Annotated in this window: 15 protein-coding genes; 2 read left to right on the top strand and 13 right to left on the bottom strand. The window is 36.6% G+C overall.

All coding sequences use genetic code 11. The features are described from left to right. Positions 1-19: 19 nt before the first annotated feature. From ACH6EI_RS07375 to ACH6EI_RS07330, 10 genes are all read right to left on the bottom strand, one after another. Complete coding sequence (locus ACH6EI_RS07375) at positions 20-1,207, bottom strand: MFS transporter (protein WP_099331175.1); 1,188 nt, start codon at positions 1,205-1,207, stop codon at positions 20-22. A gap of 63 nt (positions 1,208-1,270) precedes the next feature. Further along, a complete protein-coding gene (locus ACH6EI_RS07370) occupies positions 1,271-1,951 on the bottom strand; it encodes a FadR/GntR family transcriptional regulator (protein WP_099331176.1) in 681 nt (226 codons plus the stop codon). Positions 1,952-2,089: 138 nt separating this feature from the next. Next, on the bottom strand, positions 2,090-2,998 hold the full coding sequence (locus ACH6EI_RS07365) for a hypothetical protein (RefSeq protein WP_098999205.1): 909 nt from the start codon (positions 2,996-2,998) through the stop codon (positions 2,090-2,092). A 271-nt stretch (positions 2,999-3,269) separates the two neighbouring features. Further along, a complete protein-coding gene (locus ACH6EI_RS07360; RefSeq protein WP_098999204.1) occupies positions 3,270-3,560 on the bottom strand; it encodes a hypothetical protein in 291 nt (96 codons plus the stop codon). 13 nt (positions 3,561-3,573) lie between these two features. Then, on the bottom strand, positions 3,574-3,855 hold the full coding sequence (locus tag ACH6EI_RS07355; RefSeq protein WP_099331177.1) for a hypothetical protein: 282 nt from the start codon (positions 3,853-3,855) through the stop codon (positions 3,574-3,576). Between the two features lie 30 nt (positions 3,856-3,885). Then, positions 3,886-4,668, bottom strand: a complete 783-nt coding sequence (locus ACH6EI_RS07350; RefSeq protein WP_098999202.1) for an SDR family NAD(P)-dependent oxidoreductase — start codon at positions 4,666-4,668, stop codon at positions 3,886-3,888. A gap of 188 nt (positions 4,669-4,856) precedes the next feature. Further along, on the bottom strand, positions 4,857-4,991 hold the full coding sequence (locus ACH6EI_RS07345) for a hypothetical protein (RefSeq protein WP_261763710.1): 135 nt from the start codon (positions 4,989-4,991) through the stop codon (positions 4,857-4,859). 152 nt (positions 4,992-5,143) lie between these two features. Beyond that, positions 5,144-5,884 (bottom strand): CPBP family intramembrane glutamic endopeptidase, encoded by a 741-nt coding sequence (locus tag ACH6EI_RS07340; protein ID WP_098113692.1) that lies wholly within the window; start codon positions 5,882-5,884, stop codon positions 5,144-5,146. Positions 5,885-6,042: 158 nt separating this feature from the next. Next, the gene (locus ACH6EI_RS07335) at positions 6,043-6,270 is read right to left on the bottom strand and encodes a hypothetical protein (RefSeq protein WP_098113691.1); all 228 of its coding nucleotides are present in this window, start codon (positions 6,268-6,270) and stop codon (positions 6,043-6,045) included. A gap of 44 nt (positions 6,271-6,314) precedes the next feature. Further along, positions 6,315-6,761, bottom strand: coding sequence for a helix-turn-helix domain-containing protein (locus tag ACH6EI_RS07330; RefSeq protein WP_223546196.1), 447 nt, complete (start codon positions 6,759-6,761; stop codon positions 6,315-6,317). A gap of 255 nt (positions 6,762-7,016) precedes the next feature. Here ACH6EI_RS07330 and ACH6EI_RS07325 point away from each other — a divergent pair, with 255 nt between their 5' ends. Beyond that, positions 7,017-7,523: a CcdC protein domain-containing protein gene (locus tag ACH6EI_RS07325; protein WP_176521448.1), complete on the top strand. Its 507-nt coding sequence runs from the start codon at positions 7,017-7,019 to the stop codon at positions 7,521-7,523. Between the two features lie 215 nt (positions 7,524-7,738). Further along, on the top strand, positions 7,739-8,683 hold the full coding sequence (locus ACH6EI_RS07320) for a phosphotriesterase family protein (protein WP_099331179.1): 945 nt from the start codon (positions 7,739-7,741) through the stop codon (positions 8,681-8,683). Between the two features lie 83 nt (positions 8,684-8,766). Here the strand turns inward: ACH6EI_RS07320 and ACH6EI_RS07315 are convergent, their stop codons facing one another. The 3 genes from ACH6EI_RS07315 to ACH6EI_RS07305 all read right to left on the bottom strand — a co-directional run bounded on the left by ACH6EI_RS07315 (position 8,767) and on the right by ACH6EI_RS07305 (position 14,411). Then, positions 8,767-10,029, bottom strand: a complete 1,263-nt coding sequence (locus tag ACH6EI_RS07315) for a SulP family inorganic anion transporter (RefSeq protein ID WP_099331180.1) — start codon at positions 10,027-10,029, stop codon at positions 8,767-8,769. Between the two features lie 469 nt (positions 10,030-10,498). After that, on the bottom strand, positions 10,499-12,904 hold the full coding sequence (locus ACH6EI_RS07310) for a glycoside hydrolase family 31 protein (protein ID WP_098999198.1): 2,406 nt from the start codon (positions 12,902-12,904) through the stop codon (positions 10,499-10,501). 118 nt (positions 12,905-13,022) lie between these two features. Next, complete coding sequence (locus ACH6EI_RS07305; protein ID WP_048019648.1) at positions 13,023-14,411, bottom strand: glycoside-pentoside-hexuronide (GPH):cation symporter; 1,389 nt, start codon at positions 14,409-14,411, stop codon at positions 13,023-13,025. Positions 14,412-14,542: the final 131 nt, after the last annotated feature.

Below are 14,542 nucleotides of genomic sequence, written 5' to 3'. Positions count from 1 at the left end.
TGCTCTCTCCTTTTTTAAATCAATAGATTTTTTCATCATGTGATAATTCTTTCACCTCTGAGCGCTTGTGCATGAATGCAGTAAGCACTAGCAAACAAATTGTTAAAACAAGTAAAACAAAAAATAACAGCGTATTTGTATGAAAGAGATCGCGCACAAAACCAGATAAAACCGGAGCGCACCCTCCTACAATATATCCCCCTGATTGCATCATAGCTGTCCACGAGCTTGCTTCTTGAGACGAAATTGTCTCGTTTAACGGCAGCATAAGTGCTAAAGGAAAAAGTCCTCCGAGCCCTATTCCTAACAATATCGAAGAAAGCCAAAGCGTCGTTACAGGATAGAGAATGAACACCAAACCCGCTGATACAAATAATGTACTGCTTACAAGCCAAAAGGTTTGGTTTTTATAATAATCGGCTAACGTTGGAATTAAAAAGCTAAACGCCATTTGAACGAACGTAAAAACGGTAATAAGCGTACCCGCTTCTTGATTGCTCATGCCCAAATCGTGTGCGGCTGGCGCTAGCCATGTGGTCACAGAGTAAAAAATGCCGGCCTGCAGCCCAAAGAAAAGCGTAAACACCCAGGCTTTTTTATTTTTTAACGGCAGCTTGTTTTTTCTGGAGCCAAACGCTTGCTGAGATTTATGCGCAATCGGATACCAAACAATAAGAGCAATCACGGCCAGCACGCTCCAGCTAGCAAGAGCTACATTCCACGAATCGTGTAGTACATGCTGCAAAGGTACCGTCAGCCCCGCGCTTAACGAAGCGCCCGTTCCCATGCCCACGGAGTAAATTCCGATCATGAGGCCTATTCTATTCGGAAATTTCTTTTTGATAAATCCCGATAACAGCGGTCCAGCGATGGCAATACCTACACCTAAAAGAAAAGCACTGCTTAAAAGAACAGATATTGAGTGTGCGGCCACTCTCATACACGTCGCGATTCCAATCACCACTAAGCAAAAAGAAATCACTTTTTCAGCTTCCCACAGCCCTTCAAGTTTTCCTGTAAACAATGCAAACAACCCCATACATAACACAGGAATAGCTGTTAAAAAACTAACTGTAACATTGCTCAATCCCAGCTGATTACGTATGGTTTCAAGCACAGGCGATACGGATGTAATACCGATTCGTAAATTAATTGAAACTAAAAATAAAGCAATCACGTACACATATATTCTCTCTTTTGACTTCATGTTGTTATTCCTCTCTCGTTGATTCAGTATATCATCTGATGTTTAACTTTTTAAAAAAGGAACTTAGATAAGCTCCAAATTTTGACCGGCATATTTTTTTGCTTGCTCTGTATCTCCATTCAAAATAGCGGTAAATAAGTTTTCATGAATGGTGGAATTATCTTTATAATCAATCGTTTTTAAAATGAGCTGACTCAGCGTATGTCGCAGTACAAGCACAAACGATTGATATAAATCCATTAAAACATTATTTTTACTAGCTTCTGCAATCGAAAGATGAAACTGAATATCCGCATCTATATATTCAGCATAATTGCCTTTTTCAAGTTCTTTTTTCCGTTTATCTAAATGCCCTTTCATCTTTAACAAGTCTTCGTCCGTTCGACGCTGCGCCGCTAACATCGCCACTTGCAAATCAAGCATTTCACGCGCTTCGTAAATATGATTTATATCTGCCGTTTGAAGTCTTGTTTCAAACGAATCCTGTGTGAAGCTAAGAGACTTAATTCTCGTTCCTTTTCCTTGTTTCACTTCCAGTACATTTGCATGAACAAGAATTTTCACCGCTTCTCGCAAAGTAGATCGCCCTACCCCGAGCTCTTCCATTAGCTGAGGCTCCGTTGGAAGCTGATCTCCTACCTGATATTGACCTGAAAAAATTTTCGTTTGAAGCTGCTCTAGCACCTCATCCACTAGCTTTCGACGCGGTACTTTTGAAAACGATTGTTTATTATGTATATTCATCTGCTCATCTCCTGTTTATATCACTTTTATGATAAACAAATTTCGTTTTTTTAGCAAGGTTGCTAGTTCGATTCTAGGGAGACAAAAAAGACCATTCTGAGCGAATTACCATTAAAGATTGGATTCAACGGCTCGTTTTTAACTTTGCGGCTTAGCTGGGTAGAAATCAACTATACTAGGAACACTTTCATACACAGAATTAGCGTACTCCTGCAGTTTTTTTAGAAAAAGTACAATCTCCGTACTTTCCATTTTCGCATGAGTAAGATGAAAAATATTATCTTTCCCGATAATCAGCTCGTCTTCCAATACATATAGAGGTAAAGTTCGGAACACATACCAAGGATAATAGAGAGAAACAAAGGTTTCTCTAAAGTAAATTCCATTTTCACAAACAATAATTCCGTCCGTTTTCTTTAACGGGAACGTACATAAAAAAGCAACAATCTTTTTATTAGCTTGTAAATTAAAATACCGTATTATTTTCTTTTTTAAGTCTAAAGAAATATGTTCATCTACTAACAGACCATTATTCGGTTCAAATGCTTCCTCATATTTTTCAAATAGCGCACTTATACTATTTAGCTCATGATAAGTTACAGAACAAGATACGTTCTGATGCTTTAAAAGTAATTCATACGAATATTCTTTTAAGAAATCTCTTATGTTTGTCAAAAGATCTATAAATAACAGGGATGGGTAATTGCTTCCTCCACCTATTAAAAATGCTTTTACTTCATCAAAGTGAACTTCAACTTTATTTTGAATTGTAATCCGATTTACTTTACGGAATTCAGTCCATTCTATATTACCTAATCCATTACCTAAACTTCTCCATCTTAATCCTTTATCAGTAAAATAAACTCCAACCTTTCCTGATCCTAATATCGTACAGTCAAGAAAAGCAATAATTTCCTCATTCTCTCCAATTTCAAATCTTTTATTTGCTTTGGACAAAATAGAGGCAGGAATTTCTTCAATGTAAAATTTGTCTTGCTGATACCTTGAGCATAATTCAGTTAAATAATTAAATTTTATTTCCTTCATTCTAACAATCTCCGTTCATTTTAATAGATACTTTCAATATTTATTAAAACATAATTTTTACCTTTTATTCCATTAAAAAGAAGAATCTCTTTTATCTCTTCTTGATATGTAGATTATTAGAGTACCTAAGGTTTATTTATATAAAAGTCGTTCTAAAAATTGAAGACACCAATCCAAATTTAACCTGAATTGGCGTTTTTTATTAATTAAAGATTTTAATTTTGGAGTAATATTACTATCAATCAAACTCTTGATTGTTCTTTCTTTTTTCTTAAATAGATTTATTCACACTCTCTTTCTTAAAGACTCCTATTAAAAGCGTAACAAGTCCTACTAAAAAGAAAAAAGGAAATAATAGCATCATTAAGGCAACCCCTGCAAAACCTTCTTCCTGACTGATTGCATACAGAACCGAAACGACCCATGAAAAAAATGGGGCTATGATTAATATAATCGTTGTTCCCCACACTATATATTTTCTTTTAGCTGTTTTTCCTTGGCTTAGTCCGCTTGCAAACATCAGACCTACTACTAAAACAAGTAATGCCACTCCAATTGCCATTTTATCCCCACCTTTACAGCGTTTTCTTTTTTGCCTCTTGTACGGAAATGAATACGCTTGTAACAACAAGTAAGAGTAAACCTTCTCCGATAATGATTAAACCTTTTATTTGAATGTCTAGAGCATCAAGCCCTCTTATTTTCGCAAAAGCGTAAAAAAGTAGAAATAAACCGAATAACACTGTAACGAAGGAAATAACCAGCGCGGCTATTTTATTGTTAAATACAATACTTACAAAAAGGATTACCACAAATATGATACTAATGGCCATACAATTAGTAAGAATGAAAGACATACGCATCCCCTCAAATCTCTTTTCATTCCATTATTGTGACTCAAACCTAAACCCAATCCCGCCGTCTACAATAATGTTTTGACCCGTAACAAACGATGCGTCATCCGAAAGGAGCCATTTTACTGCTTTTGCGGCTTCAAGCGGATCACCAATTCTGCCTAGCGCGTTTAATTTTTGATAGGATTCATTGAGCTTTTCTTTTTCCTCTGAAGATAGAGCTAAAAACTTTTCTTCTAGCATAGACGTCCGAAATGCACCTGGACACAGAGAGTTAATTCTTATGTTTTGATGGCCATATTCCTGAGCAACTGACTTTGTTAAAGCAATCACACCGCTTTTCCCAGCCGCATATACGCCTGTCCCTGCTGAACATAAAATAGCGTCCATTGACGACGTATTCACGATGACACCGCTGTTTTGTTTGGTCATGACCTGCAGCTGATATTTCATACAAAGCCATACGCTTTTTAACGTAACGTTTATTAAATGGTCAAAGTCTTCTTCTTTGAATTCATGGGTAGCATTAGAAGCTGCCTCCGTGTTAGCCGCATTATTAAAGCCCACATCAATTTTTCCAAAAGTAGAGTATGTGTGGCTCACAAGGTTTTTGACATCTTGACTATTCGTTACATCCGTTTTAATAAAAAGAGAGTGAGGAGACCATTTTCTTAATACAGAAAGAGCTTCTTCTCCTTTTTCACTATTTCTAGAAGCAATCACAACATGCATGCCCTCTTTTGCGAGTAATTCCGCTGTTGCTAAGCCAATCCCCGACGTTCCACCCGTAATAATCCCTACTTTTTCTTCAAACATATAGTTCTCCCCTTTTGTGTTCAATAAGATCCCAAAAAATTAAATTTAGTAACATTAGCCATAGAAGTTATTCAGCTTTGGGTAGATTAATACCTGCTTCGAAACACTAAAAAGAGAGTGAGACACAACTAAAGCAATTCAATCTAAAGGCGAGCAAATCGGATACATGAGCTAGTTTGGGTCACTCGCTACACCGCTGTTGATTTCCGTGCAAGGCTTCGCTTTCCGCGGGCGGCCGCTGATCCTCCTCGTCGCTTACGCTCCTGCGGGGTCTCACCTATTCCGCTTTTCCCGCAGGAGTCTTCGCCTTGCCCTCCAATCAACTGCTAGACGCACGTACCCACATAAACGAAATCTACGTTCATCCCAATAACAAAAAATCCGAACGAGTTTGATTCTCCATCAAGAATCTCCATTCCTTGTTCGGATTCACCTTCAACTACACTACTTTTGTCACAACCTCTTTTAATTAGCATTAGCCACTAACTTGATGTTGAGAAACAGATAAAGTAGATTTTCGATTCCATAAATAAAAGGCATATCCGCCTAAAAATAAAAGCAGCGCGTAATTAACAAATAAAGAATCATTTGCGTTGACAGGGCTTGTAAACTGGAGAAAATTATTTAAGCCATGAAATACAATCGTCACTCCAATCGATTGACCGTTAACGATCAGTAAAGCCAAGACCAACCCAATAACAAATGCAAATAAAATTTGAAAAATTGTATTTGCTACCGATTGACCGCTTAGCATATTCAAACTGTGCGTAAAGGCAAATAGGAACGATGATAGAAGAACCGCCACTTTATAGCTTTTTGATAACAGCAAATTCAGCATAAATCCTCTAAATACCATCTCCTCTACAAATGCTATGACTAGAGTTTGGGTAAGCAAAATAAGAACAATATCTGCAGTAGAACTTCCGTGTACACCTTTGTTCCCGATGAGGATAATAAGCAAATACAAAAGAAGCGGAGAAAGAACGAGGATTCTTGTTCTAAAGGACATGTTTTGTTGAAAGGAGAAAAAATGCTGCCACTTTTTTGTTTTTGTTAGATAAAAAGCTATTCCTATTGCTAAAGGGACAACTCCTAAAAACTGAAGATAATGTGCAGTAGGATGCGTCATGCTCACGTATGCACCGTTTACCACAAACCAAAAGATAACTAAGATTTCTAGGCCAATAACTTTCCATAAAAGCTTTGACTTGATCATCACTACACTACCTTTCTACTTTAGGCTTCATTGATAACCTATATTCGTTTTAAGGATTTTATATGTTTTCACCTTTTTATCATTCAAGCTCAAAGACCATGTGAGGCAACGCTTTTTCCTTTTAAAATAAGAAGATCGTTCCTCCTTTTTTACTGTGATTACACAAGATACAAAAATGCACAAAACCCTGCCCATGTGACGTAATCACTGAACTCCATTTTTTTATCGCCTCTCACGAGTACATTTACAGCCCAATTCAAAACACTTCCCTCAGACGTTTTATCTACATATTTTCTCGCTAAAGCGTATGCACCCACTCGAAATAAGTAATAGCTGATTAAACATAAAAAAGAGATGGTCATAAAATTTAAATTTAACTCTTTCACCTTGTACACCTCATCGTTTTTGTGTTATTACATAACATTGCTTTTTATTTCTGTTCATAAAAATCTTTTTTGACACCTTTCAAAAGCTTTAAGATTTCTTTATAAAAACAGATAATTAACATTCCAGCGATGTTTGTCACCATCATAATCATAAGATTGCCGATGATGAGACTCAGAAAATTCCCAAAAAACATGAGGCCAATTCCGATATAAAAGCCTGGGTGAAGCAGCTTATCGTCGTCTTCTTTTTCTTCTTCCTGAATGTTTATTCTGTTTTGTAACGCAGCATCATTTTTAATAAACTCATTAATAGTTGCTCCATAGATGTCGCTTAAGTTTAAAAGTTGTTGGATATCAGGGTAGCTCTGATTACCTTCCCATTTATGTATGTGCTGTACCGATACACTCAGCTGTTCAGCAACCTCTTCTTCTGACATTTTTTGTTCTTCTCTTAATTTTTTTAATTGATTTCCTAGCCTCAACTCATTCACCTCTATAACTGTGGCAGCTTGTAAACAAAATTTGTTTGCACTACGTTTTCTCGTTTTCTACAATTCTAACATATTGTGGTAAAAAAGAAAGAAACAGTAATGAGACGTATAAACCATAAAACGATACCCCTAAAAAATAGTGAGAATTCTCATGTGTAAAAAATGAAAGAATGCACTTTTATCTTCATCCTTTTATTGTTTATACTAAATAGTGGATTGTAAGAACGTAGAACTGAAAAAGGAGGCAAACTGACGATGGAAATGCTGCTTATTTATCTATTTGTTATCGCTCTTATTGGATTCATTATTTGGAGAAAAATGAAAAAGAAAAATAAGCCCATTAAAAAGAATGGACTTGGTATATTAGCACCTATTTTCTTTATAGTCATTGCATTTTCTCTTAGTCTAAGTCAGATGATGCACATACCGGGCCAATCATTTCACTTACCACCCTACTGGGAAATGATGATTGCTGGTGTATTAGGTATTATATTTGGACTCATTATGCTTAGCCAAACAGACTATGAAGTAAGAGAAGATGGCTTTATTTATTCAAAGCCAAACAAGAATTTTAAATATGTAATTATCGCCATTATCTTTATAAGAATGGCTTTGAGCCAGTACTTCAAAGGCTTAGATTCCATAGACTTCGCGGTCTTGACGATGACACTAGCTTTTATATATATTGTCATTTGGAGAGTTGGCAGCTATTTAAAATTCCGTAAATTAAATGGTGATAATTACAGTGTAAATGCTGGGTAATCATCAATATAACTAATCCTTCTTCCTGTTTGGAAAGAAGGATTTTTTGTCATAGTGAGTAAAAGTCTCGCGTGTTGTGTAAGACAACCTATATATTGTATAATGCAATATGTGTTTTTTATAACAGAAGTCTATCTATAAAAACAGATTATAGGAAAACTGTACCTAATCACCAGCTGTTTGATTTACAGGTATATAATGAAAGGAATCGTCACATGACATTTATCAATTCTGTAACAGGCCAAGTCGATGCGTCAGAACTAGGGCTAACACTAATCCATGAGCATATGCGCGTTCGTTCTGAATCTGTTCACGCACAGTTTCCTCAGTTATATGATGAGAAACAAGAAATCGCTAAAGCAGTCGAACAAGTAAATCGTGCAAAGAAGCTTGGAGTTAAAACAATCTGTGATCCTACGGTGATGGAACAAGGACGCGATATTCGTTTTATTGAGCGAATTGCCCGTGAAACAGACACTCAAATCATCGCAGCCACAGGAATTTATACGTATAACTACATTCCTACCCACTTTCAAACTCGTAGCATTGACTATATGGCAGACCTGTTTGTTCGAGATATCGAAGTCGGCATTCAAAACACGTCGATTAAAGCAGGCTTTCTAAAATGCGCTACGGATGCACCTGGCGTAACGGCTGATGTAGAAAAAGTAATGCGCGCTGTCGCACGAGCTCATAAAAAAACGGGCGTGCCGATTATGACCCATTCACATCCGGCAAGCGGCACAGGCTTAAAACAGCTTGATATCTTACTTGAAGAAGGTGCTAATCCAAATCAAATTCTGATTGGACATACAGGAGATACAGATAACCTTGAGTATATTTCAAACATATTAAAGCAAGGTGCTTTTATCGGTATGGACCGCTACGGCTTGACTAGAGAATGTTCAACTGAAAACAGAAATAATACGGTCATCCAGTTAGCTAAACAAGGCTATTCAAACCGCATGTTTCTCTCACAAGACTACTGCTGTACAATGGACTGGTTTCCAGAAGGCGTGATTGAAGAACGTTTTCCAAAATGGTCGATGAGCTTTGTATTAGAAGAAGTCGTGCCTGAGTTAAAAAGAAAAGGCTTAACGGAACAGCAGATTCAGCATATGCTTTTTGATAACGCCCGCTGCTGGTTTGAAGGAAAATAATTGAGATATTCTTTTTGTTACTATAAAAACCCCCACTGTGCAAGCTTACAGTGGGGGTTTTTCGCGTATTATTCTACCTTACGTTAACCTGTTTTTCTTAATAGCTTTTGTTTTTCGCGGCTCTTTTTCACCATAAAGTGTATACCACATAAGCACAACCCGACGGCTATTCCAATTGTCAAGTTTGTAAACACTGTTAACGAAAATGTCGTAAGTAAAACCAGTGAATGAAATGATTTTTCTTTTATCACCTTTGCAAACTGTTCTTTTTTACTGATATTCCATGCTACGACCATTAAAACTGGCGCAAGACTGGCAAGCGCAACGTATGAAGCATACGGCGCTAGCACTAACAGCACGATTAACACAAAGATAGCATGCGTCATTCCTGCAATTGGAGATGAAGCGCCGTTTTTAATATTGGTAACAGTTCTTGCAATCTCTCCTGCTGCGGGAATACCTGAAAACAGCGGTGTTACCATATTTACAATTCCTTGACCGATCAGTTCTTTTTTGCTGCTGTGCTTTGATTTTGTCATTTCATCCGCAACGCGAGCTGTCAGCAAAGACTGTAACCCTACAAGTATAGCAATCACAAACGCAGAAGGTAAAAGAGTGACCACCCTCTCCACTGTTATATCCGGAAACGCTGGCGCCGGGAAATGACGAGGTATCTCTCCATAAATGGAACCAATGGTTTCAAACTCATTGGAAAAGAAAAAAGATGCCAAGCCCGTTGATACAATAATTCCGAGTAAATAAGACATCCCAAGCGACTTGGGTGAAAAGTAAAGAACAATTAAAATCGTAGCTAAGCACAATCCTGCTGTAGCGATACTATAGATGTTGATGAAGTGTAAATTACCAAAAATCTCTTTTATATTCAAATGAAAAAACTGAAATTTGTCAATCGCGTGCAGCCCAAGGAAGTTTGGTATCTGCCCGCTAAAGATAATCAGCGCAATTCCTGACTGAAATCCTACAATAATAGAAGACGGAAAATACTTGATTAAAGCTCCTACTTTACATAGCGCAAAGATAATAAGGAGAATCCCTGACATAAAGCCGGCAATTAATAAGTTTTCATAACCATATTGCAATACAATTCCTAATAAAACAGGAACAAACGCACCCGTAGGTCCAGCGATTTGAAACCTACATCCACCTAAAATAGCAATTAGCAATCCTGCTACAATCGTTGTATACAGTCCTGTAACAGGCGATATTCCAGAAGCTATCGCAAATCCTAATCCCAAAGGTATGGCTATAATACCAACAACAATACCCGATAGTATATCTTTCTTCAAATGCTGCAAGGAGTAATTTCGAAAAACCTCTAGATTCATAAGTGTACATCAGCCTCCATTTTAAGTAGTGAGGTTACCCATTCGTATTTTGGTCATACAACCTTATTTCACTTCCATTCGTTCAAAATAAGGTGGGCTACTCGATTACTTCTATCTTAAAGGAGACAACTTACAAAAAAATAAAGAAGAAATTAGAAGTTTCTTAGACAGTTATTAAAATTTTCTTAAAAATCCTTACTTTTTATTCTTTTAGTTATTTTTTAGTCAAAATTATGTAAAACACGTATATTTATCTTTACGCTTGCCTCTATATAAAGCTTTAAGACCGATAAATTGAACAAGTAGTGAAGTTTTTGTCCACATAGACCTTAGGTAGAGGCTTGAAACAGCGGCTTCTAGTCGTACAATTTTTGATACCTATCGCTATTTTTTTACTCAACTACGCTATAAATGTAGAGATAAAAACAACTAGACCCTATAGTAGCTATAGGGTCTATGATTATATTTATTAACAGCTCAGATTATAGTTAAATGTTCCTTTTCCAACATTTTGATCTAATCCATTGATAGTTAGCTTGCGCTGCTCTTTTTCCGGAAGGTGAAACGTAATCTGGTTATAAGGTAATTCATACGAACCTTCCTTATTAATGTTTATTTGAATCTCATTTTCTGTAGTTTCCATATCAACATGAATGTACGCAAATGTGTGCAAATATTCGTTTGTTAACCCATCATCTTCATATAAGCTATAAGAAGACTTCCCTTTTCCTCTACAAGGGAATAATAAAAATCCTCTTTCATCCATATTCTTCGTTGAAAAAGTTACTTCTGCTTCATTAATCGGGATGATTGCTCCCGCCTTAGCTAGTAACGGCGTATAGTGTAAAGGTGCTGGAATTTCAACCTTTTTTCCCCCTTCATACCATGTTCCAAGATGAAAATCGTACCATCCTCCAGGATTATTTGGCAAATACACTTCTCGTTCTTTCTTTCCTTTTTCAACAACGGAAGCAACCAGCAGAGCCTCGCCTAGCATAAAATCGTCATTTTCTTCAAAGGTAGTTTCATCATGTTCAAAATCATAAAAAGTAGGCCTTATAATAGGATGATAGCTATTAGAGGTTGCTCGCAACTCACTATAAATATATGGAATTATTTTTGTTCTAAATTTGATTAATTCCCTAATTGAGTCTAGAACTTCAGGATACATCCAAGGTTCATTAACTGTCTCGTCATCGTTCCAAGAGTGGATAGTGAATCTTGGATGAACAATTCCATTTTGTATCCATCTCACGAATAATTCTGGTTCAGGAGCAGGGCCAGAAAATCCACCTACGTCATGTCCAAAATTATAAATACCGGATAAACTTAGCCCTATCCCCATCTTGATATTAAATTTTAACGTTTTCCAACTGGTGCGATTATCGCCTGTCCATGTTTGCACATAACGATGCATTCCTACAGAACCGGATCGTGATATTAAATAAGGACGCAACTGAGGGTTATGTTCCAACTGTGCTTCATAGGAAGCCTTCATCATAAGCAGTGGATGAAGTGCACGAATCAGTTCAAACTCTTTATTGTTCCCAAAGCCGTGACAGATGGCTTCCTTACTCCAGATTTCAAATTCATTATTATCATTCCAAGTGGAATCAATTCCATAATCCAATAGCTTTTCTTTTACTTGCCCTTTCCACCAGTCGTAGGTTTCTTTATTGGTAAAATCTAAATAAGCACCTCTTTCATCCCAAAATTGTGCCATTTCAGGTTCTTCGTTACGACTATTTGTTATAAACATCTTTTTTTCTTTTAACTCATTAAATAAGGGATGATCTTTTAATAAACAGGGCTTAATATTTGCACATAAACGTAAACCCTTATCATGAAAGTCGGTTACCATCTTTTTTGGCGAAGGAATTTTTGATTGATTCCAATTAAATACATAACGCTTATCTTCAATTGACGTATAGCCCGACGACAATTGGAATGAATCACATAAGATATCATGTTTTTCACACAGCTTTAAGAATTCGTTTAGCTGCATTTGTGCATCTGGAGCATCGGTATAACTCATTGTCGATCCAGAATACCCCAAGCTCCACTTCGGTGGAAAGATTGTTTGTCCAGTTAACCATGAAAATTTCCGGGTGACATCTTTAACTTTTGGACCTCCAATAATATAGTAATCTAAATCACCTTGTTTAGCTTGGTAGTATCTGTATAGCTCATGATAGTTATCGAGTTCCGTACCTAGTTCGAAAATTGAACTGGACAAATTATCATAGAAGACCCCAAATGAGAATCCTGTTTCTCTATGCCTTGTGATGTAAAAAGGAATATGTTTATAAAGAGGATCGCTATATTCTGCATCGTACCCCATTGCATCAATTGCTTGCATTCGATAGCGCTTTCCATGTTTATCAACTGATCCTGTCTTTTCTCCTAGTCCAAAATATTGTTCATCTAAATCACGCTTTAAATAATGAACAATCCCCTCACCAAGTGAACCATCAAAATTATACGCCTGAGTTTTTCGGTCATTCGCAAAATTCACCCACCCAGAATCCTCACGATAAAACCAGCTAATCTTAAATCCATTTAAATCAACATTAAGCTTTAACGCTGAGGTTTCTACGGTGCATTCACCGTTATTATTACTAAACTCATAGCTTGGTAGTGAAAAGCCGCTTGTATCCAAACGTTTGCGCCCCTCCAATGGAACATCTGACTGCCCGGGTGCGACACTCCAAGTTTTATCTAGTTGTAATTCCTCACCGTCTGTAAACAAAATCCTGATAATATCTGTTTCAAGTATCATAATTTTCGCATATATGTTATTCTCTGTTAGTTCAAATTGAAGAATGTTATCAGTTTCATTTATGAAAGTAAATTGATAATTTTCCTTAATACTCATGTGGTATCTCCTTTACTATGCATGTATTATAAAATGGTATGTCAAGCTGCTTCCTAATAAAAGTTTAGAAATATTGTCTTTAGTAGCTCCTATTCAAAATACTTTTTATCAAATTTTTTTAGTTAAAGCTGCTTCTCTCTTTCAAGTCGGCAACAATTTTACTGTATAAATTATCTGTAAGGTTATAAAAGAAAAATAAAATGATTAACCCAATAATATTAAGAGCCGCCGGAGCAAGAAATAATAGCCCCTTAAGACCTAACAATGTATCTGAAGACTGCTGAATATTTGGAACGTACCCAATTAAACTCAGTGCAACTCCTGGAATAAAACCTGCCAAAGCCTGCGCAAGCTTTCGAAAGAAACTGTATGTTGAGTAAACAATGCCTTCTGTACGTTCTCCCGAATTCCACTCATGATAGTCGATGGAATCAGCAATCATTACCCACGGTAGACCAAGCGCAAATGCTAATGCAAAGTTTCCTAATGAAAAAACAGTTAAAAACGTTACTGTACTCGTTGGTAATACAAAATTTAAAACATCACAGGCAATGCAAACTAAAAGCCCAAGCATAAATGTATTTTTCTTCCCTATTCTTTTTACCATTGCCGGGATGAACATTGAACCAACTACAGCAAGCCCTATACTTAAAAAGGAAAGTATTGACATTAATTCTGGGCTTTTTAAATTATACTCCAAATAGTACAACTGAACAGCGTTGCGAATATTGGAAGAAGCAATCATGAATAACGCTGCTAAACACAATACAATAAGAGGGCGGTTTGAAAACAATGCTTTGAATAGTTTAGATAAAGGCACCTTTTCTTTTCTTGGGGCTCTAATAACGTTTTCTTTAGTATTACGATAGCAAATTAAATGAAACAAAATTCCGAATATTGACATTACAGATATAGCCACGATGTACCCCACTTCTTTATTAGCAAACTGTAGCACAATAGGAATTACCACTACTCCTGAAATAAGAAGAGCTGTCTGACTACCAATTGCTCTAAATGAACCCAAAGATGCACGATCAATTGGATCTTGTGTCATCGCTGCAGACAAAGAACCATATGGGATATTAACAAATGAATAGGCTAGCCCAAATCCCATATAGGTGGCAAATGCCCAAACAATCTTTCCGGTGTCTGAAAAGTTTGGAGCCAAAAACGAGATGACCGTCATTAATGCTAGAGGAACTGTTCCCCATAAAATGAAAGGTCGGAACTTTCCTCTTTTTGAGATATTTGTTCTTGAATCTACAAATGCACCAACACTTGTATCCGCAAACGCGTCAAATATTTTAGAAATTAAAAATACTAGCCCTCCCCAGTAAGCAGAGATTCCCAAAACATCTGTATAAAATTTTAGAAGGTATAACTGTCCCATATCAAACATAAGTCCGTTACCAATATCACCAAAACCATAAGACATCTTTTCTTTGAAAGTTAGCTTTTTAGAAACCGTAACTACTGGCCTTTTACTTGGAACCACTGGTAATGCCATATAACTATCCCCTCTTTCTCCCATTTACAATCCCCTTTTGTAAACCCTTTCATTAAGAAGTAGACATAGATGTTTCAATAGTTAAAATCTATCACACTCCTTTCAGATGTCTTTTTTTAAGTTAGTAGCCC

The organism is Priestia sp. JSM ZJ58, assembly GCF_044383985.1.
Lineage (GTDB): Bacteria > Bacillota > Bacilli > Bacillales > Bacillaceae_H > Priestia > Priestia zanthoxyli.
This window is presented reverse-complemented; position numbering and strand designations above follow the sequence as displayed.